Consider the following 24,833-nt stretch of genomic DNA (forward strand, 5'->3'; position numbering starts at 1 on the left):
TCTAATACCTCAGATCTAAATCAACACGATTTCGGATTTCTTTTCCTTGAATAAAATCCGAAAATACATCAGAAAACATCGCCATTGCACGAGAAAGATAGTCTGAAATATCACCTGCCCTGTGTGGAGTTATCAACACATTGGGCAAGTCCCAAAACGGTGAATCAAATGTTAGTGGTTCATGTTTAAAAACATCTAAACCAGCAAAGGCCAGTTTCCCATTTATCAGATTTTCCAAGAGTGCTGCCTCATCAACAGTCTCACCTCTTGAGATATTTATAAAATAGCTTCCTGTTTTCATTGCATTAAAGGTCTGATGATTGAACAAATGAAAAGTCTCCGGAGTCAACGGCGTTAACAACACAACAATGTCAGCCCCTGCAATTGCACGGTGCAATTCTGTAGTTTTATACATTTGTTTAAAATTTTTTTGCATTTTCCCCGTCCGAGAAACGCCGGTTACAGTCATCCCAAGTGCTACTGCTTTTGAGGCTAATGTTCGTCCCACTGCACCTGATCCCACAATACAAAGCTGTCGACCAAAAACTGTCTCTAACATCATCTCACCATGTGACCAACAATGGGCCATTTGAGATCTTTCAGCACGTCTAAGACCACGTGTATGGGACAAAATCATAGCAAGCGCATGCTCACTCATAAATTCAGCATGCATACCACGACTATTAGCTAACAGAATATTCTTTTGTTTCAAATAATCGAAAGGCATTTGATTGACACCAGATGACAAGGTAAAAATCAATCTAAGATTTGGAAAATGTTGTAAGTATTCCGTAGATACCTTAGGTGTTGAGATTAAACATATGACTTCAGGAAACTCATCTTCTATCTCTTGATCAAGTACTAAAATGTCTTGTGAAAACTGTGCTTCATATGCTACTTTCTGTTCATTTGTTAGAGTATGCATGATTGCAATCATCTTTTAAATCTCCTTTTCTATGTAAGCTAAATCTCAACGGAATTTAAACCCCTGATTCTGTCAAAAAGCCTGGCCAATATCATTTTCAATGAAGCAAACTAAATTTACCTTGTTTATCCCTGCTTCTCTAAGCGATGTTTCTCAGGGTGGACTGCATCATGGTAAATAAATCCTATTCTCCCATCATACCCTGATAATATACAGCCTATTAACACCCTTTTTCTTCCGCAACAAAGCATATTGTCGGGTTCCGCTTTAAAAAAGTCGCAAAGCCTACCTCGCTAATCATTCCATTCACGCAGATCAACGCCTGGCACGAGATGCCATAACATCCAAATGCTTTCAAAATCAGATAATCGTAAAAGTCGTATCTTAATTTTTTTACCCATCCTACACCAGCTTTCTAGCATTCAAAAGATTACTTTCCGATATTTTACCACAATTCCTAGACTTAGCGCGACAAACACCCCTGAAATCATATACATTTTTTCAAACCCAACATGCATTGCGACAAATCCCCATATCATCGCACCACTGCCATAGGCGACATCTAGGGATGCCGAGAATATTGCTGTTGCACGACCACGTTGTTGGTCACTGACATGTGTCAAAACAACTGCGTTCATAATAGGCAAAATACTCGCAAAACCAATACCATAAAGACTTCCAGCTAACAAGAAATCAAACAAGGTCACACTTTTAGCAACTAATATAAATGATATAACAATAAATACTAAACTAGCAAGCACAAGTCTGGACGTCTTGATAGTGACTAAAAATTTAGGATAGATGATTCGCATCAGTACCGTCACAAGTGCATTTACCGTAAAATAATAACCAATATTTGTCACATGTCGTTCAATTGCAAATTGTGAGACAAAAGCTGTGACGCCAGAATTGGATAAACAGATAATGGATAAAATTAAACTAGGAATCATCACTGGGACAGTTATGATTTTTTCTTTGGACGTCAATTGTGGCCCAATATTACAGTCAGTCAATCCTTTTTGATAGTGATCTGATACGAATAAACTTGCTAAAAAAGCTAGAATCGTTAAGCCTAATCCAACTAAAAACAAAGAATTGAAGCCATAATTTTCAACCAGATACAAACCAATTAGAGGACCTATTGCTTGGGGGAGTGTCTGAGCGATACTAAAGTATCCTAAACCCACGGACAATCGGTTTTTAGGAATTAAGTCACTGGCCAAAGTGCCAACAGCAGTACCTTCAACCCCCATTGCACCGCCTTGTACCAATCTCAAGAGAAATAAAAAACCAAGCTGATGGCTCAGATTCAAAATTGAAAAATCTGCGACCAAAACTGCTAGGCCTATGACCAAAATAACTTTCCTACCAAACTTATCCAGTAGCCCACCTATTGGTAACCTCAAACATAAAGCTGAAATTCCCAATATGCCAACAACTGTCCCAGCATCTCCTTTGGTTCCACCTAAATGTGCGACGTATAATGGCAGAGTCCCCATTTGTGTTGTAATCGCCGTACTTGCAAGAAAACTAATAACCATGACCAATAATAAATCTTTGGATAATATCTTTTCCTGTGTCAACGTGATTTCTTTTTGAGAAACTGTCACTTGTTAGACCGCCTGACTAAAATTCAATCGTGCTAAAAATTCCTGAGTACGTGCTTCTTTTGGATGATTAAACACCTGATCAGGTGTCCCTGACTCCAATACCTTCCCATCAGCCATAAATATGACTCTATCTGCAACTTCATAAGCAAATTGCATCTCATGTGTGACAATAATCATGGTTTTACCACTTGAAGCAAGTTCTTTCATGATTGCGAGTACTTCATCCACCAATTCAGGATCCAATGCAGAAGTAGGCTCGTCAAACAACATTAGTTCGGGATCCAAAGCCATTGCCCTAGCAATACCTATCCGCTGTTGTTGTCCACCAGACAATTGACTTGGGTAAGCAGAAGCTTTATCATATAACCCAACTTTTTCAAGAGACCGCTCTGCAATCACTGTTGCCATTTTTTTCGGCATTTTGCGTACAGTAACCAATCCTTCCATAACATTCTGAAGAACCGTCATATGTTTAAATAGCTCATAACCCTGAAAAACCATAGCCGTATTCATACGAATAGCCTTAATCGCTTTTCTTGTAGCAGCACTAAAATCAACACGATGACCAGCTAGAACAATCCTTCCTGCATTAGCACGTTCTAAAAAATTAATACAACGTAGAAACGTCGTTTTGCCAGATCCAGATGGTCCTAAAATGCAGACGACCTCACCTTCTTGAACCACAACATTCACACCCTTTAGAATTTGATGATTACCAAAACTTTTATGAACGTCTATAATTTCAATTTGATTTCCCATTGCTGTCCTCCTATTAATTTTGCCTAAAATCCATCACAGATCGTACACTTCGCCTATGCCACAATGTTCAAGTTCTCTTCATTGTTAATGATCGCAACAGCATTATCTAATGCCGTTTCAACAATTTCACGTACTGCTAAATCTGTAAAGTACGCAATGTGTGGTGTAATGATAACATTTTCAAAAGCCAGTAATCGTTGCGCAAGTGGATTTTCAGTCCATTTTCCTGAAAAATACTGTGCTTCATCTTCAAGTGCATCTATACCTAACCCACCTATTTTTCCTGCTTCTAAGAATGGAATAAGTGCTTGTGTATCAATGATTGCACCCCTAGCGGTATTAATGAGTATCACATCTGCTTTCATCTTATGGAAAACATCTGTGGATAATAAATGATAGTTCTGTGTCGAGGCAGGTATATGAATCGAAATAACATCTGACTTTTCGAGGAGTGTGTCAAAATTTACATAACTCATACCCTTTGTTTTCAAATTGATATTCTCTTGATTACCACAGGCGATTACATTCGCACCCATCGCAAGCAGATTATCCGCAACAAGGCTACCAATTCGGCCTGTCCCTAAAATACCAACCGTCACATCTGACAACTCTCGCCCCATATGTGCCTTTCGGTTGCTCTCAGACAAATAATTCGGCACCTGACGAAGGGTCATTAAAATAAGCATAATGGCAAAGTGTCCCACTGATGTCGGACTGTAAGCTGGTACATTTGTTACTGTCAATTGATACTGACGAGCAAAATCAAAATTAATCCCATCTACCCCTGTAGATTTAACCGACAAAACCTTGATCCCATTTTCTTTAAGGGCTTGATAAAGCCTAGGATCCGTCGCCATCTCCTGATTTGGATAAAAGCAAATACCATCATACCCTTTGGTTTTATGACTATTCTCAAGACTCAAATTTTCAGAAACAACTTCTATCGCTATTTGGTGTCGTTCCCCCCACCTGATGATGAAGGGAATTTCTTGTTCATTTGCACCCATAAATATTAACTTCATATGTTTACATTGCCTCCTGTTCAAATATTTCAGCTGAGCTAGAAATGCTTGCTACCTTTAAAGCATCACTTATGATTTTGATACCCTTACGTATTTCTGTCAGAGTTGGCTTTGTAAAATTCAATCTAAAATACTTATCAAAGCCTTCCTGTTCCACGCTCATCACATTCCCAGGAATAACAGCCACTTGATGTGCAATCAGATAATCATAAAAGCGACGAGTATCAAGAGCATCTGACAGTTTACCACATAAAAAATAGCCACCCGCTGGTCGAATGTAAGTCATCAAGTCTGGCGAAATTTTATCCAATTCCGACATCATCAACATAAATTTCTCCTTATAAAGTTCTCGTAAACCTTCAATATGTGCTTCAAAATCATAGTCAGTCATAAACTTAGCAGCCACTAACTGCCAATATTGATTAGTATGTGAATCACTGGTTTGTTTACCTAACAATACCATTTGATAGGCCATTTTAGGAATAACCAAGAACCCTACACGAGTTGACGGTGCTAAAATTTTAGAAAATGAACCTGAATAAATAACCAACCCTTCTGTATCAAAAGATTTGATTTTAGGAATAGGTTCACCTTCATATAAAAGATCACCATAAGGATCATCCTCAAATATCATAACACCGTATGTTTTCGCCAATTCATAAATCCGAATACGATCTGCTAAAGGCATAGAAGTTCCCAATGGATTTTGAAAAGTCGGAATCAAATAAATAAGTTTGATCTTATGATCAACATCTGCAATCAAAGCAGTCTCAACCAAATCTAAATCTATCGTTTCACCTTTCATCGGAATTGCAAGGGGTTCTGCACCATAAGCACGAATACTATTAACAGCTCCTGAGAATGTTTGCGCTTCACAGATAACAATATCTCCTTCATTACAAAAAGCTTTAACGGTTAAATCCATTCCTTGAGTTGACCCCGAGACAACCATGAGATCATCAGTATCCGAATCATAAACATTGACGACCGAAGATAACCGTTTTCCTAATGCCGTCAAAAATTCTGGATGGCCTTCTGATGGACCGTATTGTAGAAATGTCTCATGGTTTTCTAAATCATAAAGTTTCTGAGAAATTTCTGAAAGTTGTTTACTGGGAAAAGCTACTTCTGGGGGAAAGCCATAAGCAAAAGAAATCACATCTGGATGCTCCATATTCTTTCGAGCATTCGCACGTAACGGGTTAACTTTAATTTTTGAAATACGATTTGAAAATTGATAATTCATAGTTTCTCCATTATTCATAATCAAGCATTCATATACCGTGATAGAAATGCTTTAGTTCGGCTTTTTTTAGGATGATAAAATAAGGCTTCTGGCGTTCCTTGCTCAACGACAACTCCACCTTCCATAAAAATGACCTGATCCGATACCTCATATGCAAACTGCATTTCATGGGTTACCACCACCATTGTGACACCAGATCGGGCAATATCCTTCATGAGCCCAAGTACTTGGCCAACTAATTCTGGATCAAGTGCACTCGTTGGCTCATCAAATAAGATTACATCTGGATTAATTGCTAGCGCTCGTGCAATCCCAATACGTTGCTGTTGTCCACCTGATAGTTGAGATGGATAGAAATCGGCTCTCTCTAGTAAAGACACCTTCTCTAGTCCTTCAAGCGCGCGTTTTTCTGATTCTGACTTAGACATCTTTTGAGCTGACATCAAAGGCAACATGATATTTTCTTTAGCTGTTTTATTAGCAAATAGCGCATAATTTTGAAAAACCATTGCTGTCTTACGCCGAATCGCTAATCTATCTTTCTGATTGACCTTATTAAAATTGACAGTTTGACCATCAACAGTCAATTCCCCTTGATCTGCCGACTCAAGAAAGTTTAAACACCTTAGAAAGGTCGTTTTCCCGGAACCAGAGGGTCCTAAAATACAGATTACTTGCCCTGGCTCAACCCTTAAATCCACACCTTTTAAAACTTCGTGCTTCCCAAAACGTTTATGAACATTTGTTGCTGTCATCATGCCGCATCCCTCCTAAGTCTTCTATTTAGATTACGTTCTAGCAGCCCTGCCCCCTGTTCAATAACACTATTCAAAATCCAGTAAATCAGTGCAACTGCCAAATAAGCTTCCAGAAAGCGATAATTCTGTTGGGCAGATATTTTTGCTGCTGCAAAGATATCTACCACACCGACCATTGACACCAATGCGGAAGCTTTAATCAAACCGATTAGTGTATTACTCATCATGGGCAAGGCAACCGGTAGAGCTTGGGGCAAAATAATTCTAACTATAATTTGACGTGTGCCCATCCCAATTGATTTTGCAGCATCCTGTTGACCCTTACCAATAGAAGCAAAAGTACCACGAAATGTTTCACTTAAACCAATCGTTGACAGGATAGATAAACAAAATATAGGAATAACAAGTGGATTCATATCTTTAAATTTCATTTGCCAGCCAATACCTGCTGCAAACTGATCAAATGTTTTAGCAAAAATGAGATAGGTTGCTAACAAGATTAAAACAATCGGAATCGCTTTTAATATAGTGAAAAATCCGATAAAAAATTGTGATAGAATTGGTACATTATAAAATCTTATCAAAGCAATAACTAATCCTAAAATCAGACCAATTACCAATCCACTCAGTGCAACTTCAAGTGTTGTCCCAATATATTGACTCGCAATTTTAAAACTTTTGATAAAAAATTCAAACTTAAAACTCATAGGCTTATCTCCTCATTTTGGGATTCCCATTTTACGATATGATGAAAGTTGAACATCTAATCCTGTCTAATCAGTAATCGGCATTAGTTTTTAGGTACATAGTCTCCACCTAAATATTTTTTAGATAACTTAAGTAGTGTCCCATCCGATTTCAGTTTTTCCATCTCATCATTGACGGCCTTCTGCAATTTTACATCCGCTTTTTTGTTAAATAAAATAAAGGCTTTTGATTTATTTACTGGTTGATTGCCAATAACAAAATTAACGCCATAATTTTTAATAAATAAATCATTTGAATATTTTGGTGCTAAAGTTGCATCAACTGTACCGGATTTAATAGCCTCTACAATTTGCTCATTTGTATACTCACCATAAACAAGCGTAAAGGCATCCTTATGTTCTTTCAAATAATTTTCTGCCATAGCTGCTTGATTGGTTCCTGTTGTCACATAAATCTTCTTACCTTTAGCCTCATCAAACGTATTGAGTGCCTTTCCCTTATCACCATTGGTTACAATAAAGGTATCCCAGTCTGTATAGGGCACAGTACCATAAGTGAATTTTGCCTTACGTTCATTATTCACTTCAAATTGGAAGCTCGCAATCATTGCTTTCCCAGATTCTAAATTTGACAAAGTTGTTGGGAAATCCCCACCAATAAATTTAAATTTGTACTCAGGCAAGGCCTTGTCAATCGCCTCCATTAATTTAACGTCTAAGCCATCAAACTTACTGTCTTCGTTAAGATAACAAAACGGAAGACTTGCATTTCCTGTTGCAACCGTAATCGTTGTGACACCTTTTTCGCTGGCATCGTCTTCTTTTTCAGATTTTTTTCCACATGCAGTTAGCGTAAAAAGAATCGTCGCACAAGTTAGGGTAACAGCAATTTTTCTAAAAGCATTTTTTTTCATAAAATGTGTCATAATAATTCCTCCGATAAAGTTGTTTTAACGACAACAGGTTGTGTCGTTTCTTGTGATAAGTGATCTAGATTTGTTTTTAACCTATTTTTCCGCTTAGATATCGCCATTTTTGACTGCCGAGTAACCGCGTCATAGCTTGTTTTCCTTTCAATCCACTTAAAGAACAGCTCTAGTAAAATACTACAAACAATAAATATCAATGCAGCATCAACATAACCTTCAAAAATATGCATGGTTACTGCACCCAATGCTTGCGCACGTCCAATAACATCTAGCACACCAATTGTGAAAGCCAGTGAGGTATCTTGCAATAAACTAATGGTTGCAGTCCCAAAACTAGGAACAGCAACCTGAATTGCCTGTGGTAGAATAACCTTCAGGTAAGCTTGTTGCTTAGTTAAGCCAGAGGCCAAGGAAGCTTCCAACTGATGTTCAGGTACGCTGAGAATTGCTGCACGAATGGTTTCTGACTGAAATGCTGCCGTGTTTAACCCATAAGTGACATATAAATAATACATCTTATTCAATTCACTAATATCTAAACCCATCATTTTCAAAACTTCTGGCAGTCCATAAAATACAATGAAGAGTTGTACGAGTATTGGGGTCCCACGGATAAATGACACAAATACTGCCGAGAGCTGTGTCAAAACAGGTACTTTTTCAATTCGTATCATTGCAATCAAAGCACCTAGCACCAAGCCAATAATGGTCGCGACAAATACAATCAAAAGTGTTGTCGGTAAAGCAGATAAAATCTTTGGAAAATACTTCTCCGCCAATTCTATGTTAAATAATTGGTTCATGTCATCTCCTTCTTAAAATTAAAGCCCCAATTTAAAACGACGATTCAAAGACTCGATAACCTCAAACATCTTTTCCCCCTTTCCCTCTGCGATGCTTAAGTATGACGATAATTTTGTCGTGCATTTGTTCAAACATTTTTAAATATCAACTTGTGCTATCAATTGCTTACTTTGATGTTTATAATTCTAAATCATTTCAAAACTAAAAACAAGTGAATTTTCTGATTTTTCTGAATTTTAGAGATGCATCCATTTTTTTTTATTTAAATTTTGTTGCAAGCGCTATTATTTTTTTTTTTTTAACAATCAATTTTCAAAATTACAGATTTTAAGTAATAAAATATTACATATAATTCAATATTTAAGTCTAATTTTACATTTTAAAGTATTAATGCTATAATGATGTTATATTTTATAACATAAAAGGGGTAATCCGATGAATCTAGACAATATCGATATCAAAATATTAAATATTCTACAAAGAAACAGTCGGGAACCATTAAAATCAATAGCCCAACAGTGCTTTATTTCTGCACCCTCTGCCTCTTCACGTATACAAAAACTAGAAAAAGAGATCATTAAGAACTATCGCCTCGTCATTAATTATGAAAAACTTGGTTATCAGATCAAAGCCTTCATCAATGTATCCCTTAAATCAGATAACAAAAATGAGTTCATCAATCTTGTTAGACGCATTCCAAACGTTTTAGAAGTTGATAACATTACTGGCAATTATGATTTTATTCTAAAAGTTCTTTTTAAAGATGTTCATGAGCTCGAAACATTTCTAATTAAACTTAAGCGATTTGGGCAAACCAATACTAACATTGTTTTTACAACACAAGTTGAAAATCGTGGCATGATTCATGATGAGACCCACTTTGAAAACTAAGCTAAGCAATTTGGAAGGAAAAGTAACTATTTTATTCCTAAAATGATTCAAAAAAGCCCCCAGTGTGTGGGGCTTTTTTGAATCATCTAGTCATTTTGGATCCCCCATGGATGAACTGGGGTTGAAAAAACAATTTGTGTCTGAGTTTGACCAAATTTTTGAAGCAAACCGATAAAGCCATCTAGCTCATCAGTACTTGGAAAAATAATCTTTAACAACATCGAGTAGGGGCTGTAATACAATCACATTCTAAAACATTTGGAATCTGTTCAATAAAAGGGTAAAACTCAGATTTATCCTTCGGATTTACCTCCAGACTAACATAGGCTTTTATATGATAACCCAATTATTTGTAGTCCAGTATCCCTTAATAAGACTTTATTAAACTATATTTTTCAAGTTTTTGAACTCTAACAGATGCTGCAGGTGATGAAATAAAGCAGGACGCTGCAATTTTTCAAACTTACACGAAAATCTTGCTGCAAGATGTTGAGTATTTTTTGATCAAGTTCATCCATTAAACTTATACCTCATATTCATTTTTATACATCATTATGATAACATATTTTCTGTCCCCCATTTAATATAATTAATCAAAACGAACTAGATATGACATTTATTTCTGTCTACAACTTAATCTATTGCTGCTTTGTTTTTGATGTGATAAGATTTGACATGTAATCACATGAACTGAATCAAAGCGGATAATCAAAATGACAAGAATTGAAAAAGATAGTTTGGGGAGCAGAACTATTCACAAAAATACTTACTATGGCATTCATACACAACAGGCAATTGAAAATTTTAAAATCAGTGGTCAAAAAATCTCCCATTCGTAAGAAACATTTGATTTCCTGTACGCGTCAAGAGATAAACAAAAAAGCGAGAAAGGTTTAGACAAACCTTTCTCGCAAGACACTTCGTCGCCACACGACCTCATGAAAAGTTAGTGACAGATGTTTCTTATGTGTATCATCAACAGGGTAGACTGTACTTAAGCATTATCAAAGACTTTTATGATAACTCTTATTTAGCTTATACCTTGTTTTCAGACAATATTGAGACAAATCCAAATCTTGTCTTTTACATTCAGATCAAGGATTTCAGTATACGAATCAGTACACGAACAAGCAGTATTATCAAAAACTTGAAGCTTTTTATGTGACGGTTTCACATTCTCGTAAGGAGATTGTTATGACAATGCTTATTGCGAAAACTTTTTTTCTCATCTTAAAAGTGAATCTTTGGAATTGTTTGTTCCTGAAAATGAGACGGAATTGATTCAGCAGATTGACAATTTCATTGCATGGTATAACTTTGATAGACCACAGCTTAAATTCAAAGGCATGACTCCTATTGAATATAGAGAAACATACCTTTGAATGGAAATGTGTTTTTTTGAACTGTCTGTTTTATTTGGGGCTTGACACCGGTTGTTTTTTATTATTCAACGATAATCACACGATACAAGATGATCATTAACTAAACCAACAGACTGCATATAAGCATAACAAATTGTCGGACCGACAAATGAAAAACCTCTTTTTTTCATATCTTTGCTCATTTTCTCAGAAATAGGTGTTGTTGCTGGTACTTCCGAAAAATGATGATAGTCATGCTGTATCGGTTTACCTAAAACGTATTGCCAAAGGTAAGTTGAAAAACTGCCAAATTCTGATTGAACTTGGATAAACGCCTTAGCATTTTTGACAATTGCTTGCATTTTGAGTCGGTTGCGGATCAATCCTGCATTTTGTAGCAACTCATCTAACTTATCTTGATTATAATCTTTTATTTTTTGCGGATTAAAACCATCCAAAGCTTGGCGATAATTCTCACGTTTAGCCAAAATCGTAGACCAACTAAGTCCAGCCTGCATCCCTTCAAGAATCAACATCTCAAAAAGCATCGCATCATCATATTTCGGTTTTCCCCATTCTAGATCATGATACGAAATCTCTAACCCTGATTTTGCCCAATCACATCTCGTCATATGACTTTACCATTTCCCTTCGTATTTATTATTAAATTGTATCATATTTTTTGTGCAAAAGAACACAAGCGAAATGGTTGCTTTACAGCTATAAAGATGGGTAAATGGTAAGTGATAGATTTTTATACAAAGGACAAAGGGGAAGAAAATGACACAAGATTATCGTGTGCTATTATACTATCAATATGTACCAATTGAAAATGGCGAACAATTCGCTAAAGAGCATCTAGCAGCCTGTAAAGCTTTAGGCATCAAAGGAAGAATTTTAGTTGCAGATGAAGGCATTAATGGAACTGTTTCGGGTACATTTGAGCAAACTGAGGCTTACATGAACATGATGCATGCAGATTCTAGATTTGCTGAAACCATTTTTAAAATTGATTTATCTGAAGATAATGCCTTTAAAAAAATGCATGTCCGTTACCGCAAGGAATTAGTCAGTCTTAACTTAGAAGATGACATTGATCCTTTAGCATTGACTGGTACCTATTTATCACCAAAAGAATTTAAAGAGGCTATGCTAGACGACAATACCGTTGTTATTGATGCACGTAATGACTATGAATTCGATTTAGGTCACTTTAGAGGTGCTGTTCGCCCTGACATTCGTAGTTTTAGAGAATTACCACAATGGATGCGTGATCATAAAGAAGAATTTATGGAAAAACGTGTCCTCACTTACTGTACCGGTGGAATTCGCTGTGAAAAATTTTCAGGTTGGTTAGTCAGAGAAGGCTTTAAAGATGTTGGTCAACTTCACGGTGGGATTGCAACCTATGGGAAAGATCCTGAAGTGAGAGGGGATTTATGGGATGGTCAGATGTATGTCTTTGACAGTAGAATTGCCGTGCCAATTAACCAAAATGAGCATATTATTATTGGTAGAGACTGGTTTGACGGTACACCTTGTGAACGCTACATCAACTGTGGCAATCCAGAGTGTAATCGTCAAATCTTAGCATCTGAAGCTAATGAAGCAGCTTATCTCGGTGGTTGCAGCCATGAATGTCGTGTACATCCACGTAATCGTTATGTTGTGAGTCACAATTTATCAGAAGCAGAAGTTACAGAACGTCTACATGCCATTCATGAGATCGTTGCGTCAATCAAATAAAAAAACAGCTGCGGCTGTTTTTTTATCTTCTGAACGACTCAATTAAGCGCACGACATTTTTCGCTGTATTGGCCATATTTTTTAAAGTCGTTTGAGTCATGATAGCATCATCTAAACTGATTGGACCTGTCTGGATACTAAAAGCTGCTGTCAAATCGTTTTCAAGCATTCCTAAATCATCTGAACGACTACCAACTAAAGCAATACATGGTTTACCATGCTTTTTCGCCAGTTTAGCAACACCTGAGACGACTTTACCTTGACAACTTTGATGATCCAGATGTCCCTCGCCTGTCAAAACAAGGTCTGATTCTGAAATAGCTTGCTCTAAATGAACTAAATCAGCAATCAGTTCAAGTCCCGAAATCAATTGACCACCTAGTAAAACAATCGCACCACCAAGTCCGCCAGCTGCACCTGCTCCTGGTATTTTTTGTAAATCAATACCACGATTTTTCAATATCTCTTGTGCAAATCGTGCATCACGCGCATTAAACTGAGTTATCTGTCCTGTAGTTGCACCTTTCTGGGCTGCAAAAATAGTGGCTGCACCATTTTCCCCATAATAAGGATTAGTCACATCACTTGCCCCAATAAGGGTCACACCTGATAAATCGGTTGCCTCTAGACTTTTTAAAAAGCCTTGGCCACCGTCAGAGGTTCCTGTGCCTCCCAAGCTCACAATAATTGTTCTGGCGCCTGCTTGGATTGCAGATTGGACAACTGCACCTAAGCCAAATGTTGTCGCGCGTGAGATGCTTTCAGGTCCTACTGTTATTAAGTCAATCCCGATGATTTTGGCTGACTCAATAATTGCTGTATCTCCTAATAATAGATAAGGTGCCTCAAGTTGACGACCAAGTAAATCGGTTGTTTGTGTTGTCTTTCTGATGGCATTTTCCTGATGAGCAAGCACATCTAAAACGCCCTCACCGCCATCAGCAATTGGTATACTCTGTACCTGTAGGTCAGGAAATACTGTTAAAACACCAGATAAAGCTGCTGTATTCAGCTGCTCAGAAGTGGCGCTGCCTTTAAATGAATCGATCGCTGCTAGAATTTTCATAAGTTTAGTATAGCAAAAATCACGCACAAGACAAGCAAGACATGGTAAAATAGCAATATGGAAACTATTCAAATGCTATTGATGTCAGATATTGTCAAAAATCCTTATCAACCACGTATTGTGTTTGATGAGAGTAAATTGCAAGAGCTTAGTGACTCGATTAAGGAAAATGGCGTTTTGCAGCCAATTATTGTTAGAAAATCACCGATTATTGGCTATGAAATTTTAGCTGGTGAACGCCGTTTCAGGGCCTCCCAATTAGCTGGTCTAACTAAAATTCCGGCCATCATCAGAGAATTATCCGATGATGAGATGATGACGCTAGCCATTTTAGAAAATTTACAACGCGATGATTTAACACTTTTAGATGAAGCACGAAGTTTACAAAATCTTGTCACCAAGCAAGGTTTGACACACACCCAAATCGCTGAAAAATTAGGAAAATCGAGACCTTACGTGAGCAATGCAATCCGTATTTTGAATCTACCAGAACCTATTTTACAACTGATTGAGGCGCAAAAAATTTCCCAAGGTCACGCGCGACTTTTACTCGGTTTAAAAACACCTCAAGAACAATTGGTTTGGGCACAACGGATTGATCAAGCACAACTTTCTGTTCGCGCACTCGAAAAACAATTAAGTAAACATGCTCAACCTCTCGAATCCACCACACCGTCAAAAGATGTGTTTATCCAAGCAGCTGAGATAGATATCGCTAAAGCCTTAGGCCAACCAATAACGATTAAGTCAAATACAATTGAAATTGCCTATAACACACTAGAAGATCTTAACAGACTTCTTCTCATTTTGACCCAAAAGTAATCCACAGGCCATCTGTGGATTTTTCTTTTTAAACAAACTTATACACAGTTAAAAAGAAAAACACACCTTGTGTATAAGTTTTACACAACAGTGAATAACTTCCAAAAATTCAAGCTATCTCTTACTTTTTACACAAAAATATCTGTGACTAACCTCAAAAATATCGTTTTTTTCCACATTTTCCACAATCCTGTGTATAATTTTTAACTCACGTGTTGATTTTTATTTTTATTTTTGAATAATTGTGGAAAACTTTCTAGCAACATGATATAATTTTTTTAGCTACAAATGATAGTTGCACTGATTTTGTACCAATTAATTCAGATAACACACATCTGATAATAGATAGAAAGGAGTCAAATGTCTCTAACGCAAGATGAGCAAAAATTTTGGGCACGTGTCAAAGCACTTGCCCAAAATAATTTAGGACAAGCCTCCTATGACTTTTTCATTGAACCAGCCAAACTACTTGAAATTACCGATCATAACGCCAAAATTTATCTCGACAACAACATGCACCGTGATTTTTGGAAAAAACAAGACGACCTCATCAAAACAGCCGGTTTTGAAATATTTGGCGTCGAAATTAGCTTTTCCCTTTATTCAGCTGATGATATTAACCTCTCCGATTATGAAAATACTGATAAGATTTTAGAAACGTCTATGATTCAAGAGACGACTCAACTGAGTCCCTCAGAAATCAAAAATGGTCTGAATCATAAATATACCTTTCAAAATTTTGTTCAAGGTGAAGGAAACCGTATGACTCTTGGTGCTGCCATTGCGGTGGCAAACGATCCAGGTGGTATGTATAATCCCCTATTTATCTACGGTGGCCCAGGACTTGGTAAAACCCATTTGATGAATGCCATCGGTAATGAAATTCTAAACGATAAACCTGATGCTCGCATCAAGTATGTCTCATCAGAGAATTTCGTCAACGATTATGTTCAAAGTTCCCGTAAAAATCAAATGCAGGAATTTACAGATGAGTATCGCACCTTAGATTTACTCCTATTGGATGATATCCAATTTTTTGCCAAAAAAGAAGGCACGATTAATGAATTTTTCCAAACCTTCAATACGTTACATGATAAGGGTGCACAAATTGTCATTTCTAGTGATCGGCCACCAAATGAGCTTAATGAATTTGAGGACAGACTTAAATCTCGTTTTAGCTGGGGACTAACCACTGATATTACCGCGCCAAATTACGAAGATCGGATGGCTATTCTACTCAATAAAGTTGATGAGATGGACCTTCAAGTCCCTTCAGAAACACTTTCTTATATTGCCGGTCGCATTGATTCCAACGTTAGAGATTTAGAAGGTGCCCTAAAAAATCTCAAATTTTATGCCAATACCTATCATATTGATACCATTGATATTGATACAGCAGCTAAAGCCTTGAGTAATTTAGAATCTACTAAAATTACTCAAGATAAAGACATCTCTTCTCAAAAAATTCAAGAAGAAGTGGCGAATTTCTATAAAATTTCAGTCGCTGATATGATTAGCAAGAAAAGACCTAAAGAAATTGCCTACCCAAGACAGATTGCCATGTACTTAATTCGTGAGATTACAGGTAAAAGCTTGCCTGCCATTGGCAAAGAGTTTGGTGGGCGTGATCACACGACAGTGATTTATGCCCATAAGCAAATTTCTGATAAAATGAAGACAGATACAAGTCTTCAAAAAGAGATGGATACAATTAAATCTCATTTGAAATAGTTTCTGTTGGGTGTGGAAAATAAGAACACTTATACACAACTTATTATTTTTTATCCACAGCCTTTTAAAGTTAATTTTAAAGCGTTTATCAAACTTATCCACATGATTCACAGCCCCTATTACTATTACTAACTATATTTATTAATTAATAAAAGAAAGAGTTCTCTCAATGATTAATTTTTCTATCAACAAAACTGCTTTTCTCAATAATTTGAGAATTACCAAACAAGCTATTTCAACTAAAGTTGCTATTCCAACCTTATCTAAAATTAAAATTGATGTATCAACTGAAGGTATTACTCTAACAGGTTCAAATGGTCAAATTTCAATCGAAAATTTTCTATCGAAAGATGACGAAAACGCAGGCATGTTAATCACAGATCCTGGCAGTATCTTATTAGAAGCAAGTTTTTTTGAAAGTGTTGTGAATAACTTACCTGAAGTGACTTTTGAGTTTAAAGAAATTGAGCAAAATCAAGTTGTTCTAACATCAGGTCAATCAGAAATTACTCTTAAAGGTTTAGATGTTGAAATGTATCCTCGTATTCAAGAGATGCCAACTGAAAATCCACTTAAAATTAAAGCAGGTGTGTTAAAAGAGATTTTTACAGAAACAGCATTTGCTGTTTCAACACAAGAATCTCGTCCTATTCTGACAGGTCTTCATTTGACTTTAACGGATAATAAAATTCTTAAATCTGTTGCAACTGATTCGCATCGGATGAGTCAACGTGTGATCACACTTGATAAATTAAGTGAAAATTTTGATTTAGTATTGCCAAATAAATCAGTGAATAGCTTTAAATCAGTGTTTTCTGATGATGATACTGAGTTAGATATCTTCTTCTCAAGCAATCAAATCTTAATTCGCAATGAAACGATTTCATTTTATACAAGACTAGTTGAGGGGAACTATCCGGATACTAACCGTCTGATTCCTTCTGATGCCGATTACACGCTTGATTTGACCTTTGATGTTGCTAATCTTCGCCATACTATGGACCGTGCTAAATTGCTCTCTAACGCGACGACAAATGGTACTGTTAAATTAAGCATCACTGGTGATCAAATTATAGCAACAGTTAATTCACCAGAAGTTGGATCGGTTCATGAAGAAATTACACCATTAGCTAAATCTGGTGATGATTTAACGATTTCTTTCAATCCTCAATATTTAATTGATGCTTTAAAAGTTATTAAAGAACCAGAAGTTCGTATTCGTTTTATCTCACCTGTTCGACCATTTACCCTAGTACCTAAGAGTGATACCCTTGATTTCGTTCAATTGGTAACACCAGTTCGCACCAACTAGTCAACAGTTTTAACTGATGAGAGCTATCTTAAACATGATATAATAGACCGAGAGGTCTATTTTTTATGAAAGTTATCCACACTGATATTTACGGTCATTTAACAGAGTTTTTGGTCGATGAAGCGCGTGATCATATCATCGCTGGCAAGAAAATATTTTATATTGTGCCATCATCTCTTTCTTTTGAAAAAGAAAAAGAGATTTTGACACGTTTTAATTCTGGACAAGATGGTGCTCTATTTGATTTAACTGTAACTAGACTCAAGCAATTACCCTGGTATTTCGATAAAAATCAAGATAATGATCGAAAAAGTTTATCTACGATTGGACTGGCTATGCTCATGCGCCAAACTCTGAATCAGATCCCAGATGAACAGATACCAATTTGTCGCTTTATGCGTGATAAGCATGGCTTTATCACACAATTAGTTGATCTTTACCAGGAGTTAACAGCTGCTAATCTGATGCCCGAGGATTTATTGCTAGCAGCAGATAGCAATAAAAATAAAGAATTAGCGCTCATATTTGAAGAATTCGAGTATCAATTAGGACATTTTTCTAATGATAATAAACTTCAGAGATTTATTGACAAACTTGTCAACAATGAATTGACACTTGAGTTACAAAATTATGTTTTAATCATTGAAGGTTATTCACGTTTTTCTGCGGAAGAAATGACTTTGATTGACACATTATCTAGTCGTGTTTCAGATATTATATTAGGAATTTATGCCTCTAAAAAGGCAATTTCCGCTACCTTTATCGAAGGTAATGTTTATCAGCAGTCGGTTGAGTTAGTACAAACTCTAGCTCAAAAATATCAATTGCAAGTTATTTACAAAAGTGTCAATGATATTGATAATACCTTTACGAGACTGTCAATGTTAATGGAGAAAGCATCAGATTTTACATTAACAGAGTCTGATAAGCTTTTAAAACATGATGGATTAGAAATTTGGCAAGTTGTTAATCATAAAGAGGAGATAGAACATGTTGCCAAACAGATTCGTCAACTGCTTTTTAATGGTGTTAAGTATAAGGATATTTTAGTTCTATTGGGAGATGTTGAATCAGATCAGATCTTGCTACCTGAAATATTCAAGACTTATGATATTCCTTTTTTCTATGCACAAGAAAAGTCAATGAAAGATCATCCCTTAATTGTTTTAATTGAATCTTTATTAAAAATAAAAACGAATCATTACCAACTTAATGATTTATTGAATTTATTGAAAACAGAGCTTTACACAAGCAAACGATTAAGTTTACAAGATATTTACAGTTTTGAAATTTATAGTTTACAACGCAATCTCAGAGGTAAGGCTAAGTTTACGAAAGAATTTGAGGATCTTAAAGCAGAAAAAGTGAGATTGACATTAATTGGTCCATCTTCTCCTTTGCAGATTTTATTGGGAAGTCAACCACAAAAAGGACAGGCTTGGGTTAAAAAATTTCAATCCTTTTTGGAAACCGGACAGGTTAAAGAGAAAATAGAGCAACTCTATTTTAATGCTGAAGCAAGTGGTCACTTTGAAAAGTCATCTGAGCATTTAGAAGTTTGGAAATTATTGATAACTGTTCTAGAAGAATTTACAGCTGTCTTTGGTTTAGAAAGATTAACCCTTGAGCAATTTTTAGAGATTGTAGAAGCTGGGATTAAAAATGCTGCTTATCGACTTGTACCAGCCAATGTTGATGTTGTTCAAGTGAAATCTTATGAGTTAGTTGAACCTCATACAGCTGACTATGTTTTTGCGATTGGTTTAACACAATCAAATTTCCCTAAAAATAAGCAGAATACCAGTCTCATCTCTGATGATGAACGTGCCAATCTTAATCAAAAATTAAGTGAAATTGAGTCGGATAGTCTGAAATTTATAGATGAACCAAGTTTTATTAACTATAAAAAAAATAGCTTTACAGCTTTACAATTATTTAATGCAGCTAATAAACAATTAGTTTTATCAATACCTGAAATCTATGCCAATGAACAAACTGATTTATCACAGTTTTTACAATTTATAATTGATATCAGTGCTCAAAAAATTGATGGAAAACGTCAAACGATTGTTGACTATAAAGATAGTATTAATTTAAATGACAAGCATCCTATCAATCCAGATGACAATAATCTTGTCTACCAAAATAACACAATCAAGCAAATTGGTAATTATGATGGTTTATTAGCTAATCTGGGACGGATTGAACGGTTACTCATGTCAACTCCTGAGTCAGAAGAGACGCGTTTATCAAGGTCTTTTTGGATTAGCCTGTTTAGAATCATGACTAAAAACCCAGACTATCAACATGTCTTATCATCTGTCAAGACTGATCAGTTAGAGAAACGACAACTTGAATCTTCAGTGATAGCGGCGCTATATCCAACAGACCTGAATGCCTCTGTATCAAGTTTTGAAAATTTTTACAATTGTGAATACCAGTACTTTATTAATAATACTTTACACGTTAAGGCATTTGAAAAGATTGATTTAGATTCAAGAATTTCTGGTTCTTATTTTCATGAAGTCTTTGAGCACTTGATGCGTTCAGAACAGGCAGAGGCTACTTCTTTTGAGGCAGCCTTGACACATTCTTTACTAGAAGTTGACAGTAAATATGAAGATTTCTTTAAACGTGATGCCACAAGTCGTTATACATGGACTAGATTGAAAGATATTATCAAGCAAACATCTACAATGCTGAAACAAACATTAGAGAATACAGGGATTCAATCATTAGCATTTGAGCAGGCTTTTGGCTTTGATCAATCTGGTCTTAAAACCTATCAAGTTGATTTACAAAATAATAAAAAATTAAACTTACGCGGTATTATTGACCGTGTTGACAGTATTTTTGAAACTTTAGGTGCTGTTGATTATAAGTCAGGCGATAAAAAGTTTGAGTTACAGTCAGCCTATGATGGTACAAGCTTACAGTTTTTAACCTACTTAGACATTTTACGTCAGAATGCAAAACAGTTTGGCACATCACAAACAATTTGGGGTGCTCTTTATTTACATCTACAGAATCCCATAATTGCACTTAAATCAGTGAATCAAATCGATGATATTTCTAGCGAACTTAAAAATAAAATGCGCTATACTGGTTTCTTTAATTCAGATTTAGCGAGTCATTTAAAAGATAATTTTGATCACCTATTTAACCTAGGTCAATTTACCAAGGAAGGTTTACCTTATAAAAATAATTCAAATTTCTATAGCGAGTCTGAAATTTCTGCCTTGATGACTCATAATGAAACATTATATCAAGAAGCAGGTCGGAAAATACTATCTGGTAAAATTGAAATTAATCCCGTTGTTGTGAAACATTATGCCAAAGGTTGTCAATTTTGTCAATTTAAGTCAATTTGTGGGTTTGAAGCAGATAACCACTTACCATCAGGCCGAAAAGTTAATCTGAAATCTAAAGAAGAAATTAGGGCATCTTTGCTGACAGGAGGAAAAGAAAATGCGACAACTCACTGAGCAAGAAATTGACTTGTTACAGAAAGCTGAAATTGGTAAAGAAACACCAAAAACCCCTGAGCAAATTGAGGCTATTTACCGAACAGGAACAAATATTTTAGTTTCAGCATCTGCAGGTTCAGGGAAAACATTTGTCATGACTGAGCGAATTATCAATTTGATTTTGAATGGTGTATCAGTCAAAAATTTGTTTATTTCAACATTTACTAATAAAGCAGCAGCTGAATTAAAACTACGATTAGATAAAAAGATTAGAGAAACACGTGCTAATGAAAACTCATTTGAAAAGAAACAGCTATTGACAATTGCGTTACAAGAATTGTCAACTGCTGACATCGGGACAATGGATAGCTTTACACTTAAGTTTCTAAAAGAAAATTTCTACCTTAAAAATTTGGATCCAACTTTTAGATTGTTAGTTGATAGTACGGAACAGGAAGTGATTAAACGAGATATCTTTGATCAATTAGTAGAACGGTCATTAGAAGGAACAGGTATCCTGAGTAAAGAACGATTTACAAAGGTGATAAATAATTTTTCAACTGATCGTAAAATTGATGCATTCTATCAAGCATTGAATAAAATTAACACTTTTGCTGACAGCCTAGAAAATCCAATTGATTGGCTAGAAAATGATTTTTTAAATGGTTTTTCTAACTTTAAAAACTTTTCAGACTTACCAGATTCATTTACAAATGGTTTACAAGAAAGCTTACAAGAAATTTATATTGCACTTCAGGAGAATTTATCCTCTGGCGTTATTTCAGGTCCAGCAAAAGTAAACAACACTGAGGAATTTTTGGGGAACTTTGAGTATTTGAGAGACTGTCTGAATCAGAAAAAATTCCAAAAATTTACTGAAATGTATCGTCAACTCAAGTTTCAGTTTGTACCAAATGCTAATAATAAAGAAAATCGTGATGAAGTAGTTGAAGCACAAAAATTGAGTTTAAAAACGCTGATTGCTACGAATAAAGCACGACTTGATCAGTTTATAGATGCCATTAAGCATCAAGAAATAATTGAAAAATATCATCATTTAGCTAGTGAGTTGACAAGTGATTTACAGGTTGTTGCTTTAGCATTTTACCAACATTATCACGACTATAAACTCAAAAATGCCTGCCTTGAATATGCTGATGTGACCCATTTAACGATTGAGATTTTGCAAGAACATGAGGAGTTACGTGTCGTCTATCAAAAACAATATTTCGAGATCATGGTTGACGAGTACCAAGATACTAATCATCTGCAAGAAGCAATGTTACGACTACTTTCTAACAGCCATAATTGTTTTATGGTAGGAGATGTTAAACAGTCTATCTATGGTTTTAGATTAGCCGATCCTTCACTTTTTATGAGTAAGTATGAGGCCTACCAACAGCCTAATGCAGATGGTAAATTGATCAGATTAAAAGAAAACTTCCGTTCTTATCCTGAAGTCATTCATTTTACTAATCATATCTTTGAACATTTGATGGATAAACAGATTGGTGAGATGGTCTATGGCCTGCAAGAAAAATTAGTTGTTGGCAATCCTAAGCTAGCTCAAAAAAGGTCGCCTGATTTAACGGCTGAACTTTTGATTTATAAGGATGAAAAAAATACTAGTTCAGAAACTGATGATGCAGTAACGATAGATGAACTGGTCGTTACTGCCCAAGCCATTCGTCAACTTATCAGTAACGGTACACAACCAAAAGATATTGTGATTTTGGTTAGAAGCAAAACTAGTAATGCTGAAATTGAACGTGTCTTGCAGTCGTTTGATATTCCTGTTGTCTTGGATGAAGGGAAAATGAATTATTTGCAATCAATGGAGGTCTTAGTCATGTTAGATATACTAAGAGCCATTGATAATCCCTTGTTTGATCTATCATTTGTCGCTCTTCTCAAATCACCTCTATTCGATTTTAGTGAAAATGATTTGACAATTATCAGTTTGCAAGCCTCAAATGATTTTAATTTCTATGACAAATATCAAAAAGCTTATCAGAAAAATGGTCTAAAATCAGATTTAATTGACAGTAAACTATTAGCTAAATTGCAACACTTTAATGACCTGTTTAGCAAATGGTGTCAACTTGCACACCAGGAAAGTTTACATAGTTTGATTTGGAAAATCTATCGAGATACCCATTATTATGACTATGTTGGTGGTATGAAAAATGGTCAATTACGCCAAGCTAATTTAGCTGCTTTAGCAGATAGAGCCGCTGCTTATGAATCATCCGGATATAAAGGTCTGTTCCAATTCATCAAAATGATTGACAGTTTTATGTCAAGTCAAAATGATTTAGCTGCTGTCAATGTTTCTTTACCAAGTGATGCTGTTCGTGTGATGACCATTCATAAATCAAAAGGGCTAGAGTTCCCATACGTCTTTCTAATGAATGTCAGTAAGAAATTCAATACAAAAGATTTAACGAGCGACTTAATTCTATCCAGAAAAAATGGTGCGGGGATTAGTTTTTTAGCTGATTTTAAAAAAGAAATCGATACTGATTTTCCATATGCCATGGTCAAGATGCCGACTTTACCCCAGATGGCAAACGCCCTAGAAAAAGAATACCAGGCTTTAGCTGAAGAGATGCGGATGCTTTATGTCGCGTTTACACGAGCTGTCAATAAGATTTACATGATTGGGAAGGTAGAGGCATCAAAACTGGATGAAGACAATCAGTTCATCGCTTATCAAACAGCTGCTTTTGATGAAAATGGTATATTAGAAGATACAATTAGAAAATCTAGTCAAGGTTATCTTAATTGGATTTTGGGGATTTATCAAGCCACAACAGAAAAAGCGACAATTGGTCTTAAAGTTCGTGTGATTGAAGATGCTGACTTGCAAGACATGATACCTGTCAATCAAAAAAATCAATTGTCTTTTGAAACTTTACTGAAGGAGTCAAAACAGTATGATGGTGCAATGGCAACAATTGAGGATGTAAAATTAGCGAAACAAATTTTAGATTCTACTCAAATCTTAAATAACAAATATGCAGCTGGTATTCAATTACCGACCATTCAAACACCTAGTCAAATCAAGAAACGTTACGAACATTTGATTTCAGAACAGGATGTAGTTGTTAGTAATATTCCGAAATACTCTCAGTTTGAATTTTTAAAAACTGACAAAAAAGTATCACCGACAGAATTAGGCTCGGCTATTCATGAATTGATGCAGTCACTTGATTTTTCAAATGTTACACGTGAAACATTAAGTCAGACTATTCAAACGCTATCTGTCCGAGATGAAGTCAAACAAAAAATTAAGATAGCACAGATTTCAAGTTTATTTGAGACGGATTTTGGTCAAATGATGGTTGCATATCATAAACAAATGACGCGTGAAGCACCTTTTTCAATGTTGAAAACAGACCATGTTTCAGGCGAGCAATACGTGATCCGGGGAATTATTGATGGTTTTATTAAGTTATCGGACAAAATAATCCTGTTTGACTATAAGACTGATCATTTTACAAGTCTAGAGGATATTCCTCAAATTAAAGCACGTTATCAGATACAAATGGATCTATATGCAGAAAGTCTTTCTACCGCGTTTAAGTCAGATAAGATTGAGCAATATTTAATTCTATTAGGGGGACCAGATAAGGTTTACATTGAGCAACTTTAAAAAGCACAAGTATACATCATGT

General features: G+C 35.7%; 18 protein-coding genes and 2 pseudogenes. 8 read left to right on the top strand and 12 right to left on the bottom strand.

What is annotated here, in order from left to right:
• Nucleotide 1 precedes the first annotated feature (1 nt).
• From RR45_RS05725 to RR45_RS05765, 9 genes are all read right to left on the bottom strand, one after another.
• Nucleotides 2–937, bottom strand: a complete 936-nt coding sequence (locus tag RR45_RS05725; RefSeq protein WP_072353634.1) for a D-2-hydroxyacid dehydrogenase — start codon at nt 935–937, stop codon at nt 2–4.
• 410 nt (nt 938–1,347) lie between these two features.
• Nucleotides 1,348–2,535: an MFS transporter gene (locus tag RR45_RS05730; RefSeq protein ID WP_031366805.1), complete on the bottom strand. Its 1,188-nt coding sequence runs from the start codon at nt 2,533–2,535 to the stop codon at nt 1,348–1,350.
• Nucleotides 2,536–2,538: 3 nt separating this feature from the next.
• Complete coding sequence (locus tag RR45_RS05735; protein WP_031366804.1) at nt 2,539–3,294, bottom strand: amino acid ABC transporter ATP-binding protein; 756 nt, start codon at nt 3,292–3,294, stop codon at nt 2,539–2,541.
• A 53-nt stretch (nt 3,295–3,347) separates the two neighbouring features.
• On the bottom strand, nt 3,348–4,316 hold the full coding sequence (locus tag RR45_RS05740; protein ID WP_031366803.1) for an NAD(P)-dependent oxidoreductase: 969 nt from the start codon (nt 4,314–4,316) through the stop codon (nt 3,348–3,350).
• Between the two features lie 4 nt (nt 4,317–4,320).
• The gene (locus RR45_RS05745; RefSeq protein ID WP_031366802.1) at nt 4,321–5,562 is read right to left on the bottom strand and encodes an aminotransferase-like domain-containing protein; all 1,242 of its coding nucleotides are present in this window, start codon (nt 5,560–5,562) and stop codon (nt 4,321–4,323) included.
• A gap of 20 nt (nt 5,563–5,582) precedes the next feature.
• Nucleotides 5,583–6,320 (bottom strand): amino acid ABC transporter ATP-binding protein, encoded by a 738-nt coding sequence (locus RR45_RS05750; RefSeq protein WP_031366801.1) that lies wholly within the window; start codon nt 6,318–6,320, stop codon nt 5,583–5,585.
• Complete coding sequence (locus tag RR45_RS05755; RefSeq protein ID WP_031366800.1) at nt 6,317–7,027, bottom strand: amino acid ABC transporter permease; 711 nt, start codon at nt 7,025–7,027, stop codon at nt 6,317–6,319. Before RR45_RS05755 ends, RR45_RS05750 begins: the two co-directional genes overlap by 4 nt.
• An 83-nt stretch (nt 7,028–7,110) precedes the next feature.
• Entirely contained in the window at nt 7,111–7,953 is an 843-nt protein-coding gene (locus tag RR45_RS05760; RefSeq protein WP_244148304.1) for a transporter substrate-binding domain-containing protein, read from the bottom strand.
• Entirely contained in the window at nt 7,950–8,759 is an 810-nt protein-coding gene (locus RR45_RS05765) for an amino acid ABC transporter permease (RefSeq protein WP_072353633.1), read from the bottom strand. Before RR45_RS05765 ends, RR45_RS05760 begins: the two co-directional genes overlap by 4 nt.
• A gap of 436 nt (nt 8,760–9,195) precedes the next feature.
• Between RR45_RS05765 and RR45_RS05770 the strand changes: the two genes are divergently transcribed.
• Nucleotides 9,196–9,651, top strand: coding sequence for an Lrp/AsnC family transcriptional regulator (locus tag RR45_RS05770; protein ID WP_031366797.1), 456 nt, complete (start codon nt 9,196–9,198; stop codon nt 9,649–9,651).
• An 86-nt stretch (nt 9,652–9,737) separates the two neighbouring features.
• Here RR45_RS05770 and RR45_RS11425 read toward each other — a convergent pair.
• Nucleotides 9,738–10,169 (bottom strand): annotated as a pseudogene (locus RR45_RS11425) (Lrp/AsnC family transcriptional regulator).
• 678 nt (nt 10,170–10,847) lie between these two features.
• On the opposite strand from RR45_RS11425, the pseudogene RR45_RS05780 reads away from it, so the two are divergent.
• Nucleotides 10,848–11,033, top strand: a pseudogene (locus RR45_RS05780) (IS3 family transposase); the annotation flags it as partial.
• A 65-nt stretch (nt 11,034–11,098) separates the two neighbouring features.
• Here the strand turns inward: RR45_RS05780 and RR45_RS05785 are convergent.
• Nucleotides 11,099–11,644, bottom strand: coding sequence for a DNA-3-methyladenine glycosylase I (locus RR45_RS05785; protein WP_031366796.1), 546 nt, complete (start codon nt 11,642–11,644; stop codon nt 11,099–11,101).
• A 148-nt stretch (nt 11,645–11,792) separates the two neighbouring features.
• On the opposite strand from RR45_RS05785, the gene trhO reads away from it, so the two are divergent.
• The gene (trhO, locus tag RR45_RS05790; protein ID WP_031366795.1) at nt 11,793–12,758 is read left to right on the top strand and encodes an oxygen-dependent tRNA uridine(34) hydroxylase TrhO; all 966 of its coding nucleotides are present in this window, start codon (nt 11,793–11,795) and stop codon (nt 12,756–12,758) included.
• Between the two features lie 22 nt (nt 12,759–12,780).
• Here trhO and RR45_RS05795 read toward each other — a convergent pair whose 3' ends face one another.
• On the bottom strand, nt 12,781–13,824 hold the full coding sequence (locus RR45_RS05795) for a glycerate kinase family protein (RefSeq protein ID WP_031366794.1): 1,044 nt from the start codon (nt 13,822–13,824) through the stop codon (nt 12,781–12,783).
• Nucleotides 13,825–13,881: 57 nt separating this feature from the next.
• Here RR45_RS05795 and RR45_RS05800 point away from each other — a divergent pair, with 57 nt between their 5' ends.
• The 5 genes from RR45_RS05800 to addA all read left to right on the top strand — a co-directional run bounded on the left by RR45_RS05800 (nt 13,882) and on the right by addA (nt 24,811).
• Nucleotides 13,882–14,646 carry a ParB/RepB/Spo0J family partition protein gene (locus tag RR45_RS05800; protein WP_031366793.1) on the top strand — a complete coding sequence of 255 codons (765 nt, stop codon included), beginning with the start codon at nt 13,882–13,884 and terminating at the stop codon, nt 14,644–14,646.
• 360 nt (nt 14,647–15,006) lie between these two features.
• On the top strand, nt 15,007–16,377 hold the full coding sequence (dnaA, locus tag RR45_RS05805; RefSeq protein WP_031366792.1) for a chromosomal replication initiator protein DnaA: 1,371 nt from the start codon (nt 15,007–15,009) through the stop codon (nt 16,375–16,377).
• A 169-nt stretch (nt 16,378–16,546) separates the two neighbouring features.
• Complete coding sequence (gene dnaN, locus RR45_RS05810; protein ID WP_031366791.1) at nt 16,547–17,689, top strand: DNA polymerase III subunit beta; 1,143 nt, start codon at nt 16,547–16,549, stop codon at nt 17,687–17,689.
• Nucleotides 17,690–17,754: 65 nt separating this feature from the next.
• Nucleotides 17,755–21,174, top strand: a complete 3,420-nt coding sequence (gene rexB / locus RR45_RS05815) for an ATP-dependent nuclease subunit B (protein WP_072353632.1) — start codon at nt 17,755–17,757, stop codon at nt 21,172–21,174.
• Nucleotides 21,158–24,811 (top strand): helicase-exonuclease AddAB subunit AddA, encoded by a 3,654-nt coding sequence (gene addA / locus RR45_RS05820; RefSeq protein ID WP_072353631.1) that lies wholly within the window; start codon nt 21,158–21,160, stop codon nt 24,809–24,811. The genes rexB and addA overlap by 17 nt, the downstream gene beginning before the upstream one ends.
• Nucleotides 24,812–24,833: the final 22 nt, after the last annotated feature.

The sequence above is a fragment of the Pseudolactococcus chungangensis CAU 28 = DSM 22330 genome (assembly GCF_002441885.1).
In the GTDB taxonomy this organism is placed as follows: domain Bacteria; phylum Bacillota; class Bacilli; order Lactobacillales; family Streptococcaceae; genus Pseudolactococcus; species Pseudolactococcus chungangensis.